At 65.8% G+C, this 19,074-nt stretch carries 15 protein-coding genes; 8 read left to right on the top strand and 7 right to left on the bottom strand.

Going from position 1 to position 19,074, the window contains the following annotated elements; all coding sequences use genetic code 11:
• Positions 1-32: 32 nt before the first annotated feature.
• Positions 33-1,454 carry an AmpG family muropeptide MFS transporter gene (locus DIE06_RS11235; protein ID WP_124661480.1) on the top strand — a complete coding sequence of 474 codons (1,422 nt, stop codon included), beginning with the start codon at positions 33-35 and terminating at the stop codon, positions 1,452-1,454.
• Positions 1,444-2,484, top strand: coding sequence for a M48 family metallopeptidase (locus tag DIE06_RS11230; RefSeq protein ID WP_124661479.1), 1,041 nt, complete (start codon positions 1,444-1,446; stop codon positions 2,482-2,484). Before DIE06_RS11235 ends, DIE06_RS11230 begins: the two co-directional genes overlap by 11 nt.
• Before the next feature lie 67 nt (positions 2,485-2,551).
• Here DIE06_RS11230 and DIE06_RS11225 read toward each other — a convergent pair whose 3' ends face one another.
• On the bottom strand, positions 2,552-3,508 hold the full coding sequence (locus tag DIE06_RS11225) for an AraC family transcriptional regulator (RefSeq protein ID WP_124661478.1): 957 nt from the start codon (positions 3,506-3,508) through the stop codon (positions 2,552-2,554).
• A gap of 229 nt (positions 3,509-3,737) precedes the next feature.
• On the opposite strand from DIE06_RS11225, the gene DIE06_RS11220 reads away from it, so the two are divergent.
• The gene (locus DIE06_RS11220) at positions 3,738-4,790 is read left to right on the top strand and encodes an NAD(P)-dependent alcohol dehydrogenase (protein ID WP_124661477.1); all 1,053 of its coding nucleotides are present in this window, start codon (positions 3,738-3,740) and stop codon (positions 4,788-4,790) included.
• A 757-nt stretch (positions 4,791-5,547) separates the two neighbouring features.
• Here DIE06_RS11220 and DIE06_RS11210 read toward each other — a convergent pair.
• From DIE06_RS11210 to gatC, 6 genes are all read right to left on the bottom strand, one after another.
• On the bottom strand, positions 5,548-6,759 hold the full coding sequence (locus DIE06_RS11210) for a DUF6402 family protein (protein WP_124661475.1): 1,212 nt from the start codon (positions 6,757-6,759) through the stop codon (positions 5,548-5,550).
• 384 nt (positions 6,760-7,143) lie between these two features.
• A complete protein-coding gene (locus DIE06_RS11205; protein WP_124661474.1) occupies positions 7,144-7,917 on the bottom strand; it encodes an exodeoxyribonuclease III in 774 nt (257 codons plus the stop codon).
• 54 nt (positions 7,918-7,971) lie between these two features.
• Positions 7,972-8,811 carry a polyphosphate kinase 2 family protein gene (locus DIE06_RS11200; protein ID WP_124661473.1) on the bottom strand — a complete coding sequence of 280 codons (840 nt, stop codon included), beginning with the start codon at positions 8,809-8,811 and terminating at the stop codon, positions 7,972-7,974.
• Between the two features lie 126 nt (positions 8,812-8,937).
• Positions 8,938-10,413 carry an Asp-tRNA(Asn)/Glu-tRNA(Gln) amidotransferase subunit GatB gene (gatB, locus tag DIE06_RS11195; RefSeq protein WP_124661472.1) on the bottom strand — a complete coding sequence of 492 codons (1,476 nt, stop codon included), beginning with the start codon at positions 10,411-10,413 and terminating at the stop codon, positions 8,938-8,940.
• A gap of 2 nt (positions 10,414-10,415) precedes the next feature.
• The gene (gatA, locus tag DIE06_RS11190) at positions 10,416-11,987 is read right to left on the bottom strand and encodes an Asp-tRNA(Asn)/Glu-tRNA(Gln) amidotransferase subunit GatA (protein ID WP_124661471.1); all 1,572 of its coding nucleotides are present in this window, start codon (positions 11,985-11,987) and stop codon (positions 10,416-10,418) included.
• A 69-nt stretch (positions 11,988-12,056) separates the two neighbouring features.
• Positions 12,057-12,356, bottom strand: coding sequence for an Asp-tRNA(Asn)/Glu-tRNA(Gln) amidotransferase subunit GatC (gene gatC, locus DIE06_RS11185; RefSeq protein ID WP_088925094.1), 300 nt, complete (start codon positions 12,354-12,356; stop codon positions 12,057-12,059).
• A 367-nt stretch (positions 12,357-12,723) separates the two neighbouring features.
• Here gatC and DIE06_RS11180 point away from each other — a divergent pair, with 367 nt between their 5' ends.
• The 5 genes from DIE06_RS11180 (at position 12,724) to rodA (ending at position 19,015) form a co-directional block, all read left to right on the top strand.
• Positions 12,724-13,767, top strand: coding sequence for a rod shape-determining protein (locus DIE06_RS11180; RefSeq protein ID WP_004189550.1), 1,044 nt, complete (start codon positions 12,724-12,726; stop codon positions 13,765-13,767).
• A gap of 128 nt (positions 13,768-13,895) precedes the next feature.
• A complete protein-coding gene (gene mreC / locus DIE06_RS11175) occupies positions 13,896-14,942 on the top strand; it encodes a rod shape-determining protein MreC (RefSeq protein ID WP_124661470.1) in 1,047 nt (348 codons plus the stop codon).
• A complete protein-coding gene (mreD, locus tag DIE06_RS11170; protein ID WP_009687274.1) occupies positions 14,939-15,451 on the top strand; it encodes a rod shape-determining protein MreD in 513 nt (170 codons plus the stop codon). The genes mreC and mreD overlap by 4 nt, the downstream gene beginning before the upstream one ends.
• A 118-nt stretch (positions 15,452-15,569) precedes the next feature.
• Positions 15,570-17,855, top strand: a complete 2,286-nt coding sequence (gene mrdA, locus DIE06_RS11165; protein ID WP_124661469.1) for a penicillin-binding protein 2 — start codon at positions 15,570-15,572, stop codon at positions 17,853-17,855.
• Positions 17,856-17,866: 11 nt separating this feature from the next.
• Positions 17,867-19,015, top strand: a complete 1,149-nt coding sequence (gene rodA / locus DIE06_RS11160; RefSeq protein ID WP_124614209.1) for a rod shape-determining protein RodA — start codon at positions 17,867-17,869, stop codon at positions 19,013-19,015.
• The last annotated feature ends 59 nt before the right edge of the window (positions 19,016-19,074 follow it).

Below are 19,074 nucleotides of genomic sequence, written 5' to 3'. Positions count from 1 at the left end.
CGCAATCAGTCAACGCTACCCAGTTCCAGTCCATGTCCAAAACGCCACACGAGGCGCCCGCGCTCACCGCTCACGAGGATCACCCCGGCTGGCGAGCCTATCTGAACACGCACATGCTGATCTGCGTGTTCCTCGGCTTCACGTCGGGTCTCCCCCTGTTCACGCTCGTCTACCTCGTGCAGGCATGGCTGCGCTCCGAGGGCGTGAACCTGAAGGAAATCGGCCTGTTCGCGCTGATCCAGTTCCCGTATACGTGGAAGTTCCTGTGGGCGCCGCTGATGGACCGCTTCATCCCGCGCTTGCCCGGCTGGCGGCCCGGCCGCCGGCGCGGCTGGATGCTGCTCACGCAGGTGCTGGTCGCCGGCGCGATCGCCGCGCTCGGCTTCGTGTCGCCGCGCGACTCGATCTGGACGGTCGCCGCGCTCACGACGCTCGTCGCGTTCTTCGGCGCAAGCTCCGACATCGTGATCGACGCGTATCGCCGCGAACTGCTGCGCGACACCGAACAGGGCCTCGGCAATGCGGTGCACGTGAACGCGTACAAGCTCGCCGCGCTGATCCCCGGCTCGCTGGCGCTGATCCTGTCCGACCACATGCCGTGGGACGCCGTGTTTGCGCTCACCGGCGCGTTCATGCTGCCGGGCATCCTGATGACGCTCGTCGTGCGCGAGCCCGAAGTCGTCGGCGCGCCGCCGCGCAACCTGCGCGACGCGATCGTGCTGCCGTTCCGTGAATTCATCCAGCGTGACGGCTGGGCCGGCGCGCTGCTCGTCATCGCGTTCATCTTCCTGTTCAAGATCGGCGACACGATGGCGACCACGCTGTCGACGTCGTTCTTCCTCGACATCGGCTTCACGCGCACCGAAATCGGCATCGTCGCGAAAACCACCGCGCTCGTCGCGAGCGTCGCCGGCGGCATCATCGGCGGCGTCTGGCTCGTGAAGATCGGGATCGGCCGTGGGCTATGGATCTTCGGCGCGCTGCAGATGGTATCGACGCTCGGCTTCGCGTGGCTCGCGCAGCTCGGCCCCGGCTCGCCCGTGCTTGCCGTGCTGTACGATTTCACGGTATCGACGAGCCACGCGATCGCCGCGGCGCTGTCGGTGTTCGGCATCACCGTCACGCCGCAATTCAGCCCGATGACGGTCGCGCTCGCGATCGTCTACGGCGTCGAAACCTTCACGACCGGCCTGACGATGGCCGCGTTCGTCGCGTATATCGCGAGCACGACCGACCCGCGCTACACGGCCACGCAGTTTGCGCTGTTCACGAGCCTCGCGTCCGTGCCGCGCACGCTCGCATCGGCCGCGAGCGGTTTCATCGTCGCGACGATCGGCTGGTTCGACTACTTCATCGTGTGCACCGCGCTCGCGATCCCCGGCATGCTGCTGCTGTTCAAGATCGCGCCGTGGAACGGCGCCGCGCGCAACGGCGAGGCCAGCCGTGCGCAATGATCGCCGGCATCGCCTGGCACGCGTCGCCGCCGCGCTGAGCGTCGGCATCGCGACACTCGGCGCGGCGGGAAGCGCTCACGCGTCCGACACCGGTGCGGCCGTGGCCGGCTCCGCAGCCGCGCCGGCTGCGCCGTCCACGCCGGCGCTCCCCGTTCCGCCATCCACCGCCGAAGCCGCACAACCGACCGGCGCGGCCGTGCCCGCGAAAGCCTATACGCCGACGCCGCAGCAGCTCCGCTACGGCAACGCGATCGCGTTCCGCACGCTGATCCCGTCGCCGCTGCTCGAACTGCTGACCGCGAGCGAATACGCGCAGATCGTGCAGACGGCCGCCGACAGCGACCGCCTGCTGCCCGCGAACCAGCCGCGTGTGAAGCGCCTGCGCGCGATCGTCATGAAGCTCGCGCCGTATTCGGTGAAATGGAACGATCGCGTGAAGAACTGGGCGTGGGACGTCAACGCGATCCGCTCGCGCGACATCCGCGTCACCTGCCTGCCGGGCGGCAAGGTGCTCGTGTACGGCGGGCTGCTCGATCGCGTCCGCCTGAACGACGACGAATTCGGCGTGCTGCTCGCGCACGGCATCGCGCATGCGCTGCGCGAACACGCGCGCAGCAATTTCAGCGAGATGTCGCAAACCTCGCTGCGCGCGGCCACGCTACCGCCGCTGTTCGGCGTCGGCGATCCGCTGCCGCAGGCGCTGAACCTCGGCGCCCGCCTGCAGACGCTGCGCTACGACCCGACCGACGAGACCGAAGCCGACGTGATCGGCGGCGACATCGCCGCCCGCGCGGGCTTCGATCCGCGCGCGGCGATCACGCTGTGGGACAAGCTCGCGGTGGCGACGCGCGCGAACAGGACGTCGGGCTTCATCTACATGCACCCGTACAGCGCCGCCCGCCGCCAGGATCTGCTGAACCGCCTGCCGGATCTCATGCCGCTGTACGCGAAGGCGACGGGCCTGCGCGTCGACACGCTGCCCGACTACGCGGGCATCAGCGCGCAGCGTCGCAAGGTGGTGCGACGCTGAGCAGGCGGCAGCGCCGCACGCCGCGATTTCACGCGCGCGGCACCGCCGCTCTCGCGCCGCCGTTCGCTCAGGTCGCCAGGTCGATCGCCCCCGGTTCGCCGATGGGCCGGCTTCCGCTTTCTCGCATCCAGCGCACGTCGTCTCCCGGGCTGCGGCCGAACAGCCGCTTGAACTCGCGGCTGAACTGCGACGCGCTCGCATAGCCGACCCGCGCGGCGGCGGCCCCCGCCCCGACGCCGTCCTGCACCATCATCAACCGCGCCTGGTGCAGGCGCGCGGCCTTCACATACTGCATCGGCGACGTCGCCGTCACGTGCTTGAACTGCGCGTGGAACACCGCAAGGCTCATCCCGGCCTCGCGCGCGAGCGTCTCGACGTCGAGTTCGGCCTTCAGGTCCGCATGGATGCGCCGCAGCGCCTTCGCGATGCGGCCGAAATGATGTTGCTGGGCGAGCGCCGCCCGAATCGCGTCGCCCTGTGCGCCCGTCAGCACGCGGTACGCGATCTCGCGCATGATCGCCGGCCCGAGCACGCACGTGTCGTGCGGCGACGCGAGCGCCTCGAGCAGCCGCACCACCGCGTCGGCGAGCGGCGCATCGAGCGGCGTCGAATAGACGCCGTGCGGCTCGCTGACCGCCGCGCCGAGCGTCTCGTCGAGCAGGATCGCCAGTTCGGCGATCACCGCGAGATCGACGCGGATCGAGATCGCGAGAAACGGCTCGTCCATGCTCGCGAAGGTCTCGCATTCGAACGGCAGCGGCACCGACAGCACGAGATACTGCTGCGCGTCATAAACGAACGAGCGGTCGCCGAGATAGCCGAGCTTGCGGCCCTGGCACACGACGATGATGCTCGGTTCGTACAGCACCGGCATGCGAGGCACGGGACGGCTCACGCGAATGAAGCGCACGCCGTCGAGCGCCGCCAGCGTATCGCCCTCGTTCGGCGCGAGGCGCGCATGCAGCTCGATCATGCGGCGCCGCACACGGTCGCCCGAGTCGTCGAAAAGGGGCTGGAAGCTCATCGGCGTCGTCCTGTCCGGCAAGAGAATCAGGCTCGCAATGTAGCATCTTGAAAGCATTTTGATGGTCGTTCGCGCGCAATTCGAGAGGAATAGGCAAATCTTCGAGACCTTCGTGTATTTCGCCGAAGCGCCCTGCTCCTTACGATGGGCACCTGTCTCGCCGCGTCGCCACATGATGCGGCGGCAGTCTGATTCGCCGGACGTTTTTCCCGGACAAGGAGCCCCCTGCATGAGCACAACTTACGCTTACGCGGCGACCGATGCGCGCTCGCCGCTCGCCCCGTTCGAATTCCAGCGCCGCGCGCTGCGCGACCTCGACGTCCAGATCGAGGTGCTCTACTGCGGCGTCTGCCACTCGGACCTGCACCAGGCCCGCAACGAATGGCGCAACACGATCTACCCGGTCGTGCCGGGCCATGAAATCGTCGGCCGCGTGACCGCGACCGGCCCGCAAGTGACGCGCTTCAAGGTCGGCGAGCTGGTCGGCGTCGGCTGCCTCGTCGATTCGTGCCGCACCTGCCCGAGCTGCGCGGAAGGCCTCGAGCAGTATTGCGAGAACGGCTTCGTCGGCACCTACAACGGCCAGGACCGCGTGACCGGCGACGTCACGTACGGCGGCTATTCGACGCAGCTCGTCGTCGACGAGGCGTTCGTGCTGCGCGTGCCCGAGACGCTGGACCCGGCCGGCGCCGCGCCGCTGCTGTGCGCGGGGATCACGACCTACTCGCCGCTGCGCCAGTGGAACGTCGGGCCCGGCAAGAAAGTCGGGATCGTCGGCCTCGGCGGGCTCGGCCACATGGGCGTGAAGCTCGCGCGCGCGATGGGCGCGCACGTCGTGCTGTTCACGACGTCGCCGTCGAAGATCGAGGACGGCAAGCGGCTCGGCGCGCATGAAGTGGTGATCTCGAAGGACGAAGCGCAGATGAACGCGCACCTGAACAGCTTCGACTTCATCCTGAACACGGTGGCCGCCCAGCACGACCTGAACCCGTTCCTGCACCTGCTGAAGCGCGACGGCACGATGACGCTCGTCGGTGCGCCGGAGCACGACCATCCGTCGCCGCAAGTGTTCAACCTGATCTTCAAGCGCCGCCGCCTCGCGGGCTCGCTGATCGGCGGGATCGCGGAAACGCAGGAAATGCTCGATTTCTGCGCGGAGCACGGGATCACGTCGGATATCGAAACGATTCCGATGCAGCAGATCAATGCCGCTTACGAACGGATGCTCAAGAGCGACGTGAAGTATCGGTTCGTGGTGGACATGGCGTCGATCAAGCACTGAGCAACGATTCGGCATTTCAGTCAGCCGGTCGGACGATGTCGTGAAATGGCGGCACGGATGCGGATCGCGTCACGTGCCGCCGCATGCGATCACGCCAGCCTGTGAAATAACGGGCCTGTAGCGGTTGTTACAAACGTAGGCGCGCGGCAAGTAGTCTGTCCCATCTTGAAGGTGGCAGCGTTATTTCATCGTCGCCATCATCCGAATCTCCCCTCGAGAAGTAAGCAGAACGACCGTTTATGGACCACTCGATCGCCGGGCTCGATGTAGTGAACGTACGTTGGGCGAGCAACTTTCTACTCTTTGCGTCGAACAACCGTCCTACGTACTTGGAACTCCCCCCAGGCACCCATTTCAGCAAGCATCGCTCTGCAATGTAAAGGCCATCCAAAGAGGCTGAACTCTGGCACCCGGTTCCATCCGGCGTGCTGTTGAAGAGACTCGCGTAACACATGTAGATGGCGGCCAATATCACGGCCGCCTTGCCGATCTTCGTCGCTCTCGCACGTGACGCCTCTTGCCACGTGCGCCACTTGATTGCCGTGAAGGCGATAGTAATCAATGCGGCAGATGCGCCGAACAGCGCTGCGAGCGGCTCACCGAAATCAACTATCACGGCGACACCTCGATCGGCGTGCCAGTGGAACAACCAATGGTGTCATCCGCCGTTCAATTGATGTTCGCCGCTTCTCCATGTTGCAAGGATGTTCTTCCGCTGTATCAGACTTCGGCAGCGTGATGGTCTTGGCTGATCGAATCATAGATAGATCTTGATACTCGGATTGACAGGAACATAACGACAATCAGAGTAGATGATGAAATCCCCACCTCGTTGATGCTTGATCGCCCACTGTCGAAAATCGGCGTTGTGCACCGGATAGTAGACGTTTCCCTTCGTCGCAGGATTTCCAAGCGTGACGGCGGATTTGACATACGGGATATAACGAGACTGGGCCGCGAACGTATCGAGCGGCACGACGATGACGCCGTTACTGCTCCAGTGGCCCAAGTATTGCGAACGGTCGCCGGGTTTGTCGGTGAATGTGTAGTTGTCTTTCACGTATACCCAAATGCCGGTTACCTCGACCACGGTCCGGCGCCATTCGACATCCCAGGAGAACTGTGCACGACCAAGGGCGGCGTAGATGACGAACGAACCGAGGGCACCGGTGAGATCGTCAGGAGCACCACTACGCTCCCACTCCGCTGTCAGCAATAGATTTATCTTCTGCCCGAACGTCCCATCGACTGCAACACGCTGAAACTGAAAATTGCGATGTAAGGTCACAGGATTGTTTCTACAAATGTCTCCTGTGTAGAGATCGATCACCTGGTTCTTGTATGTCACGAGCATCTTTGTGAGCACATCGATTGCATTCGGGGACCGAATGCCTTCATTGATCAGATAGTCATATTTCTCCTTGGCACGAGGAAAGCGGAGCACCCAATCCAGCTTTATCGTCGTCGTATCGTACATATCAGGCGGATAGGGCTTGCCGTCCTGATTGATCTCCGCCCCTTCGTCGGCGTCGACCGGCGAATAGTTGAGCCGTCCGGCAAACCATCGCTCCATCAACTCGGCCGACTTCGGCAAAAAGATCTTGCGCATCGCCCGCGGAATTTCCTGAATATCGAACGGCGGGACAGTCGACTCCTTTTCCTGTTTCTTGACCGGTGCAGGCTTGTGTTCCTTCGGCGGATCAGGTGTGTTCAGCCATTTCTTGAAGCGCGAAATTCCCTCGGCCGCGGCCAACAGCCCATCGAAGGTATTGTTCACGCGATCCTTATGAGTCAACCGCCGGGGGCGCGGCTTCTGGGGCTCGGGCTTCTTCGGCGGCTCTGGCAATGGTGGTGGCGCCTTGCCCATTGACAACCTCGCATCACGAACAATTTCGCAACCGTCCTTGCCTTCGCATCGCGTCCATATCCAGAAGATCTTGTTGACTCTGTAATACGACAGCTTCATCATCGCGCTCCCATTCCATCCCCGTCGTTCGACATGAAGCGCGGGCTCGCACAATCACGCCCGCCCACATGACTGGTCATTGGTGATTCGCACCTTCAGCCCGCACACGCCATTTCGCCAGACAGTCTTCCGAAAACGCGCACACGCGAAAATAGGAGGAGTACGAAAATTTGGATGAAATGTACGCCTGAAGTAACTTCGTGGCGCATGGGAGAAATGCCCGCCGAACGGCCGGATGTGATGAAGCACCCGTGTCCGGCGAACCGAGACGACTGCAATTGGGCAAGATGCCGCCCGCGAGTCAATATGAAGTTTCCCCCGATACACCGGGGCAAGCTGCGATCGGACACGTACCGCGCCGCCGCGCACGATGCGCGGCGGAAAACATCACTTCTTGTAGTCGTAATCCACCGTCAGCGGCGCGTGATCGCTGAACTTGATGTCCTTGAAGATCGACGTGCGCTTCGCGGTGCCGGCCACGCCCGGCGTCGCGATCTGGTAATCGATCCGCCACCCGACGTTCTTCGCGTACGCCTGGCCGCGGTTGCTCCACCACGTGTACTGCTCGGGACGCGGGTCGAGCGTGCGGAACACGTCGACATAACCGACATCGTCGAACAGCTGCGTGAGCCACGCGCGCTCTTCCGGCAGGCAGCCCGAGTTCTTCTGGTTGCTCTTCCAGTTCTTGATGTCGATTTCCTTGTGCACGATGTTCACGTCGCCGCACAGGATCACCTCGCGCGTCTTCTTCAGCGCGGCGAGGTGCGGCATGAACTCGTCCATGAAGCGGTACTTCGCCTGCTGGCGCTCTTCGCCGCTCGAGCCGGACGGCACGTACACCGACACGACCGACAGCTTGCCGTAGCGCGCCTCGACGTAGCGCCCCTCGGAATCGAATTCGCTGCTGCCGAAGCCGATGATCACGTCATCGGGCTCGTGGCGGCTGTACACGCCCGCGCCGCTGTAGCCCTTCTTCTCCGCGTGGTGGAAGTAGCTCCTGAAGCCGTGCGGCTCGACGAACTCGGCCGGCAGGTCGTCGGCCGATACCTTGATTTCCTGCACGCATACGCAGTCGGCATTCTGTTCGCCGAGCCATTCGAAGAAGCCCTTCTTCGCGGCGGAGCGGATGCCGTTCAGGTTGGCGGTAATCACTCGCATCATGTCGGGTTCCGTTGTTCAGTTCAGTTCTGTTCGAAGTTCTTGCAGGATCGCAGCCTAGCGGATCTTCACGCCTTCGAGTTCCGGCTTCGGCGGCGGGAATTCGAGCTTCATATCGGTCATCGTGCGCAGCAGCAGCTCGGCGATCATCACGTTGCGGTGCGTCTTCGAGTTCGCCGGGATCACGTACCACGGCGCATGCTCGGCCGACGTCGCCGCGAGCGCATCGCGGTACGCCGACTGGTACGCGTCCCAGTGCTTGCGCGCGTCGAGATCGGAGATGTCGAACTTCCAGTGCTTGGTCGGATCGTCGATGCGCGCCTGCAGCCGCGCGCGCTGCTCGTCCTTCGAGATGTGCAGGAAGCACTTGACGATCGTGGTGCCGTTCTCGAACAGCATCGTCTCGAAATCGCGGATCTGGCGGAAGCGGCGCTCGCATTCCTTGCTGTCGATCGCGTCGAGCACGCGCGGCACGAGCACGTCTTCGTAGTGGCTGCGGTTGAAGATCGCGAGCTCGCCCGCAGCCGGCACCTGCGCATGCACGCGCCACATGAAGTCGTGCGCGGCCTCGATCGGCGTCGGCGCCTTGAATGACACCACGCGCAGGCCGAGCGGATCGACCTCGCGGAACACCGCGCGCACGGTACCGTCCTTGCCGCTGGTATCCATCCCCTGGAGCACGAGCAGCACGCGCTTCTTCTGCTGCGTGTGCAGGCGCTCCTGCTGCACGTCGAGCTCGGTCGACACGGCCGACAGCCGTTCGCGGTCGGCATCCTTCTCCCCCGACGAGAACGGCTTCGCGGCCGGATCGAACGCATCGAGCTTGAATGCGGCAGCTTCCTTCTCGCGCGTGCTGTACGGCACGCGGAAATCGTCGAGCGACGGTTGTTTCGCCATTCGTTCCTCCGTTGGGCGGTGCGATGCACACGCGCACACGATAACGCATGCACCAAAGCGACGGGCCGCCCCGAACGAATCCGGCGGCGGCCCGTCGTCAGGCGCGGTTCAGGCGCGCGGCCATGTTCAGCCGAGCTTCTTCTTCAGCAGTTCGTTGACCTGCTGCGGATTCGCCTTGCCCTTGGTCGCCTTCATCGCCTGGCCGATCAGCGCATTGAACGCCTTTTCCTTGCCCGCGCGGAATTCCTCGACCGACTTCGCGTTGGCCGCGAGCACTTCGTCGATGATCGCTTCCAGCGCGCCGGTGTCGGAGATCTGCTTCAGGCCCTTCGCGTCGATGACGCGGTCGGCCGCGGCATCGTCGGTCGCCTTCTCGTCCCAGATCGTCGCGAAGATTTCCTTCGCGATCTTGTTCGAGATCGTGCCGTCGGCGATGCGCTGCAGCACCAGCGCGAGCTGTGCAGCCGAGACCGGAATCGCGTCGATCTCGATGCCGTCGCGATTGAGCTGCGACGACACGTCGCCCATCAGCCAGTTCGCGGCGATCTTCGCGTTCGCCGCGCCGGCCTTCGCGACCACGGCCTCGAAGTACGCGGCCATCGCCTTGCTCGACGTCAGCACGCCCGCGTCGTACGCGGACACGCCGTATTGCGCGACGAAGCGCTGCTGCATCGCGGCCGGCAGTTCGGGCATCCCGGCCTGCACGCGCTCGATCCAGTCCTGGCCGATCACGAGCGGCATCAGGTCGGGGTCGGGGAAATAGCGGTAGTCGTGCGCGTCTTCCTTGCTGCGCATCGAACGCGTCTCGCGCTTGTCCGGATCGTAGAGGCGCGTTTCCTGCACGACTTCGCCGCCGTCCTCGATCAGCTCGATCTGGCGGCGCACTTCGTAGTTGATCGCTTCTTCAAGGAACCGGAACGAGTTCAGGTTCTTGATCTCGGCGCGCGTGCCGAACTTTTCCTGCCCGACCGGGCGCACCGACACGTTCGCGTCGCAGCGGAACGAGCCTTCCTGCATGTTGCCGTCGCAGATGCCGAGCCACACGACGAGCGCATGCAGCGCCTTCGCATAGGCCACGGCCTCGGCCGCGCTGCGCATTTCCGGCTCGGTGACGATCTCGAGCAGCGGCGTGCCCGCTCGGTTCAGGTCGATCCCGGTCATCCCGGCGAAGTCTTCATGCAGCGACTTGCCCGCATCTTCCTCGAGGTGCGCGCGGGTCAGGTTGACGGTCTTCTCGTACGCTTCCTTGCCGGCCTTTTCGTTGGCGGGCACCTGGATCGTGATCTGGCCGCCCTGCACGACCGGAATCTCGTACTGGCTGATCTGATAGCCCTTCGGCAGATCGGGGTAGAAATAATTCTTGCGCGCGAAGATGCTGCGCGGCGCGATGGTCGAGCCGATCGCGAGGCCGAAGCGGATCGCCCGCTCGACCGCGCCGCGGTTCAGCACCGGCAGCACGCCCGGCAGCGCCAGGTCGACCGGGCAGGCCTGCGTGTTCGGCTCGGCGCCGAACTGCGTCGACGCGCCGGAGAAAATCTTCGAGACGGTCGACAGTTGCGCGTGCGTCTCGAGACCGATGACGACTTCCCATTGAGTAGCCATGTTCATGCCTCCCGCCGAGCCGCCTCAAGGGAGGCATGCGCCCCCTCGGGGGGCAGCGAACAAAGTGAGCGTGGGGGCTCATTCCCCACCCCCGCCGGAACTTGCTTGTGCCAGTCGGTCGCGCGCTGGAACGCGTCGGCGACCTGCAGCATCCGGGCTTCGTTGAAATAGTTGCCGATGATCTGCAGACCGACCGGGCGCTTCGCGTTCGCGCCGGCGCCGAAGCCGCACGGCACGCTCATGCCGGGCAGGCCCGCGAGGCTCACCGACAGCGTGTAGATATCCGCGAGATACATCTGCACCGGATCGTCGCCCTTCGCGCCGAGATTCCATGCGACCGTCGGCGACGCCGGGCCCATGATCACGTCGCAGGACTTGAACGCTTCCTGGAAATCGTTCGCGATGATGCGGCGGATCTTCTGCGCCTGCAGGTAGTACGCGTCGTAGTAGCCGTGCGACAGCACGTAGGTGCCGACGAGAATCCGGCGCTTCACTTCGGGGCCGAAGCCTTCGGCGCGCGACTTCTTGTACATGTCGAGCAGGTCGCCGTACTGCGCGGCGCGATGGCCGAAGCGCACACCGTCGAAACGCGACAGGTTCGACGAGGCCTCGGCCGGTGCGATCACGTAGTACACGGGGATCGACAGTTCGGTCTTCGGCAGCGACACCGGCACGAGCGTCGCGCCGAGCGCTTCATATTGCTTGAGTGCCGCGTCGATCGACGCGCGCACGTCGTCGGCGAGGCCGTCGCCGAAATACTCGTTCGGCAGGCCGATGCGCAGCCCCGCGAGCGGCTTGCCCGCGTCGTTGCCCGCCGCCCACGGCTGGCCGAGGTGGCGCGTGAAGTCTTCATCGTCGCGCTCGAGGCTCGTCGAGTCGCGCTCGTCGAAACCGGCCATCGCGTTCAGCAGCAGCGCGCAGTCGGACGCGCTCTGCGCCATCGGGCCGCCCTGGTCGAGCGACGACGCGAACGCGATCATCCCGTAGCGCGACACGCGGCCGTAGGTCGGCTTGATGCCCGTCACGCCCGCGAACGACGCGGGTTGGCGGATCGAGCCGCCGGTGTCGGTGCCGGTCGCGGCCGGCGCGAGGCGCGCGGCGACGGCCGCCGAGCTGCCGCCCGAGCTGCCGCCCGGCACCGCGTTCGTGTCCCACGGGTTCTTCACCGCGCCGAACGCCGAATTCTCGTTCGACGAGCCCATCGCGAACTCGTCCATGTTGGTCTTGCCGAGCGTGACCATGCCGGCCGCCTGCAGGCGGGCGACGACGGTCGCGTCGAACGGGCTCTCGTAGTTCGCGAGCATCTTCGAGCCGGCGGTCGAGCGCCAGCCGCGCGTGACGAACACGTCCTTGTGCGCGATCGGCAGGCCGGTCAGCGCGCCGCCCGCGCCGCGCGCGAGTTCGGCGTCGGCGGCCTTCGCCTGCGCGAGGGTGAGGTCGGCGTCGACATGGACGAACGCGTTCAGGTCGCGTGCCGCGTCGATCCGTTTCAGGTAGAGCTGCGCGAGCTCGACGGCCGAGCATTCCTTGGCGGCGAGCGCGGCGCGCAGTTCGGTCAGGCTTTTTGCGTGCATTGAGTGGTTTTCCTGGGAATTCTGGGTGGCGCGCGGCGCAAGCCGGCCGGCGCGCTTCTCATCGAATGCTTACTCGATCACCTTCGGCACGAGATAGAGGCCGTCCTGGACGGACGGCGCCGGACGCTGGTTGTCGTCGCGATTGACGACTTCCGTCACGGCGTCGTCGCGCAGGCGCTGCGCGACTTCCTGGATCTGTTCGATCGGGTGGGCGAGCGGCGCGATGCCGGCGGTGTCGACCGCCTGCATCTGCTCGACGAGGCCGAAGAATTCATTGAGCTGGCCGAGCGTATGCTCGGCGTCGGCGTCGGCCATTTCGAGTCGCGCCAGGTGCGCGATGCGTTTCACATCGGTCAGGGTCAGGGCCATGCGATCACCGGAAAAACAAGACTGCGCAGCGGATCAAAAACCGCGCTGCGGCGGGGGGTTGGAGGGTACGATCCCACCCTCAATAATCGGGGCCGAAGCGGCAAAAATACCGTCCGTTTCGATTCAAATACCGCGAAATTATAAGGTATCATTACGCGTTCGACCCAAACCCGGCAGCCTTTTCCCGCACCGTTTCGCCCCGCTTCGGCAAGCCGTGCGTGCTTCGTGCGATCCCCGGTAGACATCACTCGCAGCTTCGTGCGCCGCGGCGGCCGCTTCCGCCACGCTTCCCGAGGCTGTTATTTTTTCCGCTGCCGCCCTCAGCGCTCGCTATGCAGGGCCGGCCCAGAGCGAAACAGGATTCTGAATGTTCGGTTTTTTGCGCAGCTACTTCTCCAACGATCTGGCGATCGACCTCGGCACCGCAAACACCCTGATCTACATGCGCGGCAAGGGCATCGTGCTCGATGAGCCGTCGGTCGTGTCGATCCGCCAGGAAGGCGGCCCCAACGGCAAGAAGACGATCCAGGCGGTCGGCAAGGAAGCCAAGCAGATGCTCGGCAAGGTGCCGGGCAACATCGAGGCGATCCGCCCGATGAAGGACGGCGTGATCGCCGACTTCACCGTCACCGAGCAGATGATCAAGCAGTTCATCAAGACGGCGCACGAGTCGCGCATGTTCTCGCCGTCGCCGCGCATCATCATCTGCGTGCCGTGCGGCTCGACCCAGGTCGAGCGCCGCGCGATCAAGGAAGCCGCGCACGGCGCCGGCGCATCGCAGGTCTACCTGATCGAGGAGCCGATGGCGGCTGCGATCGGCGCGGGCCTGCCGGTATCGGAAGCCACCGGCTCGATGGTCGTCGACATCGGCGGCGGCACGACCGAAGTCGGCGTGATCTCGCTCGGCGGCATCGTCTATAAAGGCTCGGTGCGCGTCGGCGGCGACAAGTTCGACGAAGCGATCGTCAACTACATCCGCCGCAACTACGGGATGCTGATCGGCGAACAGACCGCCGAAGCGATCAAGAAGGAAATCGGCTCCGCGTTCCCGGGCTCCGAAGTCAAGGAAATGGAAGTGAAGGGCCGCAACCTGTCGGAAGGCATTCCGCGCAGCTTCACGATCTCCAGCAACGAAATCCTCGAAGCGCTGACCGATCCGCTGAACCAGATCGTGTCGTCCGTGAAGATCGCCCTCGAGCAGACGCCGCCGGAACTCGGCGCCGACATCGCCGAGCGCGGGATGATGCTGACCGGCGGCGGCGCGCTGCTGCGCGACCTCGATCGCCTGCTCGCGGAAGAAACCGGCCTGCCGGTGCTCGTCGCGGAAGATCCGCTCACCTGCGTCGTACGCGGTTCGGGCATGGCGCTCGAACGCATGGACAAGCTGGGCAGCATCTTCTCGTACGAGTGATCGCCTAAGCAGTCCCGTTTGATATGACGCACCCGCGGCGTGGCCGGATCGCTCGTTCAGAACGAACCGCCACGCCGTTTGCGCGTCTGAGCATCATTTAACCGATCACCACGCGCCCGGCGCCGACCATGGAATACAGTCCGCCGCCCCTCTTCAAGCAAGGTCCGCCCGCGCTCGCGCGGCTCATCTTCTTCGTCGCCCTCGCCATCGCGCTCCTCGTATCGGACGCGCGCTTCAGCACGCTCGAAATCGTCCGCGGCGTGCTCGGCACCGTGCTGTACCCGCTGCAGCGCGCGGCGCTCGTGCCGCGCGACCTGTTCATGGGCGCGGCCGACATCGCCGTCACGGGTTCATCGCTGCGCCACGAGAACGACGCGCTGCGCAAGCGCAACCTGCAGCTGTCCACGCAGGCCAACCAGGCCGCCGTGCTCACGCAGGAAAACATGCATCTGCGCGCGGTGCTCGAGCTGCGCCAGCACATCGCGACGCAATCGACGCCGGTCGAGATCCAGTACGACACCAGCGACCCGTTCACGCAGAAGATCGTGATCGGGCAGGGTTCGCAGCAGGGCATCCAGAACGGCGCGCCGGTTGTCAGCGAGGACGGCGTGGTCGGCCAGGTCACGCGCGTGTTCCCGCTGCAGGCCGAAGTCACGCTGATCACCGACCGCGATCTCGCGATTCCCGTGCAGGTGCTGCGCACCGGCCTGCGCAGCGTGATCTACGGCACGCCGAAGGGCGATTCGCTCGATCTGCGCTTCGTGCCGACGAGTTCGGACCTCGTCGCGGGCGACGAGCTCGTCACCAGCGGCCTCGACGGCGTGTACCCGCCGGGCCTGCCGGTCGCGAAGGTCGCGCGCGTCGACAAGCTCGCCGATACCGCGTTCGCACGCGTGACCTGCGCGCCGGTCGCCGCCGTGCGCGGCGCGCGCCAGATGCTCGTGCTGCATTACCAGAACGACGTCCCGCCGCGCCCGGCCGAGCCCGAGCCGGCCGCCGACAAGAACGCGAAGGGCAAGAAAGGCGCCAAGGCCGCCGCGAAGGGCGACAAGGCCGCAAAGGCCGACGCGAACGCGAAGCCGTCCACCGCGGCCGCGCCCGGCGCGCCACCCGCGCCGGCTGCGCCTGCCGCTCCGGCGAAGCCCGCGGCCGGGCAACCAGGAGCCCAGCGATGAACCGTCCGCAATACATCCTGCAGCCGGTCAACCCGTACTTCATCGTCTTCAGCCTCGCCGCCGCGTTCCTGCTTAACCTGATGCCGTGGGGCCGCCTGCCCGGCGTGCCCGACTTCGTCGCGCTCGTGCTGCTGTTCTGGAACATCCACCAGCCGCGCAAGGTCGGGATGGGCGTCGCGTTCGCGCTCGGCATCCTGATGGACGTGCATGATGCGGGGCTGCTCGGCGAGCACGCGCTCGCCTATACGCTGCTGTCGTACGGCGCGATCACGATCCACCGCCGTGTGCTGTGGATGCCGATCGGCGTGCAGGTGCTGTACGTCACGCCGCTGCTCGTCGTCGCGCAACTGGTGCCGTTCGTGATCCGCCTCGTGATGGGCGCGGCGTTTCCCGGCTGGCGCTATCTGGTGGACGGCTTCGTCGAGGCCGCGCTGTGGCCGATCGCGAGCCACCTGCTGCTGATGCCGCAACGCCGTCCGGTCGACCCGGACGATACGCGCCCCATCTGAGCCGCACCAGGACCGACCTTGAATACCCGCCGCCCCCACGCCCGCCGCGCGCCGCGCTTCGGGGCGGCCCCTCGCCCGCGCGCGTGCGCCGCGCACGGGCCGGATCGACTGTAACCGCATGACCGAATTCAACGACACCCAACAGCAGCTCTCGAAGTTCCGCCTGCGCGTCGCGGCGGCGGGCGTGTTCGTGTTCGTGTGCTTCGGGCTGCTCGCGAGCCGCTTCTTCTACCTGCAGCTGATGCAGCACGGCAAATACGCGCTGCAGGCCGAGGAAAACCGCATCTCGGTCGCACCGATCGTGCCGAACCGCGGGATCATCACCGACCGCAACGGCGTGGTCCTCGCGAAGAACTATTCCGCGTACACGCTCGAGATCACGCCGTCGAAGCTCGACGACACGCTCGACAACACGATCGACAAGCTGTCCGAGATCATCCCGATCGACGCGCGCGACCGCCGCCGCTTCAAGAAGCTGCAGGAAGACTCGAAGAACTTCGAGAGCCTGCCGGTCCGCACACGCCTCACCGATGCGGAAGTCGCGCGCTTCACCGCGCAGCGCTTCCGCTTCCCCGGCGTCGACGTGCGCGCGCGGCTGTTCCGCCAGTACCCGCTCGGCATGACCGCCGCGCACGTGATCGGCTATATCGGCCGGATCTCGAAGCGCGACCAGGATCGCATCGACGCGATGAGCGACGACAACGACAGCGACCAGGAACACTACGATCCGCGCCGCGACGCGAACAACTACAAGGGCACCGACTACATCGGCAAGATCGGCGTCGAGCAGAGCTACGAAACCGAGCTGCATGGCCTCACGGGCTTCGAGGAAGTCGAGGTGACGGCGGGCGGGCGGCCCGTGCGCACGCTGTCGCGCACGCAGGCGACGCCCGGCAACAACCTCGTGCTGTCGCTCGACATCGCGCTGCAGCAGGTCGCCGAGCAGGCGTTCGCCGGCAAGCGCGGCGCGCTCGTCGCGATCGAGCCGAAGACGGGCGACGTGCTCGCGTTCGTGTCGTCGCCGAGCTTCGACCCGAACTCGTTCGTCGACGGCATCGACCAGCAGACCTGGGACGAGCTGAACAACTCGTCCGACAAGCCGCTTCTGAATCGCCCGCTGCACGGCACCTACCCGCCCGGCTCGACGTACAAGCCGTTCATGGCGCTGGCCGGCCTGACGCTCGGCAAGCGCACGCCGGGCTGGGGCTTCCAGGATCCCGGCTACTTCACGTTCGGCGGCCACACGTTCCGCAACGACGTGCGCTCGGGCCAGGGCTGGGTCGACATGAACAAGGCGATCATGGTGTCGAACGACACCTACTTCTACATGCTCGCGCGCGACCTCGGCGTGAACGCGATCGCGAACTTCATGAAGCCGTTCGGTTTCGGCCAGATCACCGGCATCGACATCCAGGGCGAGGCGCGCGGGATCCTGCCGTCGACCGACTGGAAGAAGAAGGCGTTCAAGAAGGCCGCGCAACAGAAGTGGTTCGACGGCGAGACGATCAGCCTCGGGATCGGCCAGGGCTACAACTCGTACACGATCCTGCAGCTCGCGCATGCCACCGCGACACTCGCGAACAACGGCGTCGTGATGAAGCCCCACCTCGTGAAGGAAGTCGAGGATCCGATCTCGCGCGCGCGCCATCTGACGGTGCCGAAGGAAAGCGAAACGATCCCGCTCAAGCAGGCCGACATCGACGTCGTGAAGCGCGGGATGGAGAACGTGATCGAGAACCCGTCCGGCACCGCGTACAAGGTGTTCCGCGGCGCGCCGTACCTCGCCGCCGGCAAGACCGGTACCGCGCAGGTGTTCTCGCTGCAGGGCTCGAACTACAAGGGCCACCTGCTTGCCGAGCACCTGCGCGACCACGCGCTGTTCATCGCCTACGCGCCGGTCGACCATCCGCAGATCGCGCTCGCGCTGGTCGTCGAGAACGGCGGCTGGGGCGCGCAGGCCGCGGGCCCGATCGCGCGCCGCGTGCTCGACTATTACCTCGTCGAGCGCCAGAATCCGCAGAACGAGGCCGCGGCCGTGGCCGCCGCCGCGTCGGCGACCGAGCCGGTGAGCACGCCGGTGATCGGCGACGCGGTGAAGCCCGCCGCCGTCGCGGCCGGCTTCACCGCGCTGCCGCAGCCGGTCGTGCCGAACGCGGCCAGCGCGGCGGATGCGGCATCGGCCGCATCGGCACCCGATGCGTCGGGCGCAGCCAGCACGAGCGCAGCGCAGGCGTCCGACGCGAGCACCGCGGCACCGAAGGCAGCGAGCCTGCCGCCGATCCGGCGCCCGCACCGGCCGCGCCGGCCCGCCAGCGACGCGCAGCCGCTCGCCACCGCGCCGCGTGACGACAACTTCCGTGCCACGGCCTCCGCGAAAGCGGCAAACGCCGGCACCGCTCATTAACGGAGAAAGGCATGCAATTCGACAAGCGCGCCTGGCTCGACAAGATCAAGCAGATGTTCGCGGGCTTCGACCGCCCGCTCGCCCTCATCGTGTTCCTGCTGCTGTGCGTCGGCATCGTCACGCTGTACAGCGCGGCGATCGACATGCCGGGCCGCGTCGAGGATCAGTTGCGCAACATCCTGCTGACGTTCGTGCTGATGTGGGTGATCGCCAACATCCCGCCGACGACGCTGATGCGCTTCGCGGTCCCGCTCTATACGTTCGGGGTCGCGCTGCTGGTCGCGGTCGCGCTGTTCGGGATGACCAAGAAGGGGGCGAAGCGCTGGCTGAACGTCGGCGTCGTGATCCAGCCGTCGGAAATCCTCAAGATCGCGACACCGCTGATGCTCGCGTGGTACTACCAGCGCCGCGAAGGCGGGCTGCGCTGGTACGACTTCATCGCCGCGTTCGGGATCCTGCTGGTGCCCGTCGGCCTGATCGCGAAGCAGCCCGACCTCGGCACCGGCCTGCTCGTGTTCGCGGCCGGCTTCTTCGTGATCTACCTCGCCGGCCTGTCGTTCAAGCTGATCGTGCCGGTACTCGTCGCGGGCGTGATCGCGGTCGGCTCGATCGCCGTGTTCGAAGAGCGCATCTGCCAGCCCGAAGTGCAATGGCCGCTGATGCACGACTACCAGAAGCACCGCGTGTGCACGCTGCTCGACCCGACCTCCGACCCGCTCGGCAAGGGCTTCCACACGATCCAGGCCGTGATCGCGATCGGCTCGGGCGGCGCGCTCGGCAAGGGCTACCTGAAGGGCACGCAGGCCCACCTCGAATTCATTCCGGAGAAGCACACTGACTTCATCTTCGCGGTGTTCTCGGAAGAATGGGGGCTCGCCGGCGGCCTCGTGCTGCTGACGCTTTACATGGCGCTGATCGCGCGCGGGCTCTACATCGCCGCGCAGGGCGCGACGCTGTTCGGCCGGCTGCTCGCGGGCTCGCTCACGCTCGCGTTCTTCGTCTACGCGTTCGTCAACATCGGGATGGTGAGCGGTGTGTTGCCCGTCGTCGGCGTGCCGTTGCCGTTCATGAGCTACGGCGGCACCGCGCTCGCGACGCTCGGCGTCGCGATCGGGATGATCATGAGCGTCGGGCGGCAGCGGCGACTGATGAAGAGCTGACGACGCGGCGTGGCACGCAGCCGCGAGCACTCGCAGCAATGAAAAGCGGCGCCGCGGGC

The organism is Burkholderia sp. Bp8998, from assembly GCF_003854235.1.
GTDB lineage: Bacteria > Pseudomonadota > Gammaproteobacteria > Burkholderiales > Burkholderiaceae > Burkholderia.
Note: the sequence above shows the minus strand (reverse complement) of the source record. Positions and strands in the feature narration are given on the sequence as shown.

Excerpts from the sequence above, each read along its gene's own strand:
- DIE06_RS11235 (WP_124661480.1), top strand. The coding sequence starts at position 33 with ATGTCCAAAACGCCACACGAGGCGCCCGCGCTCACCGCTCACGAGGAT.
- DIE06_RS11225 (WP_124661478.1), bottom strand. The coding sequence starts at position 3,508 with ATGAGCTTCCAGCCCCTTTTCGACGACTCGGGCGACCGTGTGCGGCGC.
- DIE06_RS11220 (WP_124661477.1), top strand. The coding sequence starts at position 3,738 with ATGAGCACAACTTACGCTTACGCGGCGACCGATGCGCGCTCGCCGCTC.
- DIE06_RS11210 (WP_124661475.1), bottom strand. The coding sequence starts at position 6,759 with ATGATGAAGCTGTCGTATTACAGAGTCAACAAGATCTTCTGGATATGG.
- DIE06_RS11205 (WP_124661474.1), bottom strand. The coding sequence starts at position 7,917 with ATGATGCGAGTGATTACCGCCAACCTGAACGGCATCCGCTCCGCCGCG.
- DIE06_RS11200 (WP_124661473.1), bottom strand. The coding sequence starts at position 8,811 with ATGGCGAAACAACCGTCGCTCGACGATTTCCGCGTGCCGTACAGCACG.
- gatB (WP_124661472.1), bottom strand. The coding sequence starts at position 10,413 with ATGGCTACTCAATGGGAAGTCGTCATCGGTCTCGAGACGCACGCGCAA.
- gatA (WP_124661471.1), bottom strand. The coding sequence starts at position 11,987 with ATGCACGCAAAAAGCCTGACCGAACTGCGCGCCGCGCTCGCCGCCAAG.
- gatC (WP_088925094.1), bottom strand. The coding sequence starts at position 12,356 with ATGGCCCTGACCCTGACCGATGTGAAACGCATCGCGCACCTGGCGCGA.
- DIE06_RS11180 (WP_004189550.1), top strand. The coding sequence starts at position 12,724 with ATGTTCGGTTTTTTGCGCAGCTACTTCTCCAACGATCTGGCGATCGAC.
- mreC (WP_124661470.1), top strand. The coding sequence starts at position 13,896 with ATGGAATACAGTCCGCCGCCCCTCTTCAAGCAAGGTCCGCCCGCGCTC.
- mreD (WP_009687274.1), top strand. The coding sequence starts at position 14,939 with ATGAACCGTCCGCAATACATCCTGCAGCCGGTCAACCCGTACTTCATC.
- mrdA (WP_124661469.1), top strand. The coding sequence starts at position 15,570 with ATGACCGAATTCAACGACACCCAACAGCAGCTCTCGAAGTTCCGCCTG.
- rodA (WP_124614209.1), top strand. The coding sequence starts at position 17,867 with ATGCAATTCGACAAGCGCGCCTGGCTCGACAAGATCAAGCAGATGTTC.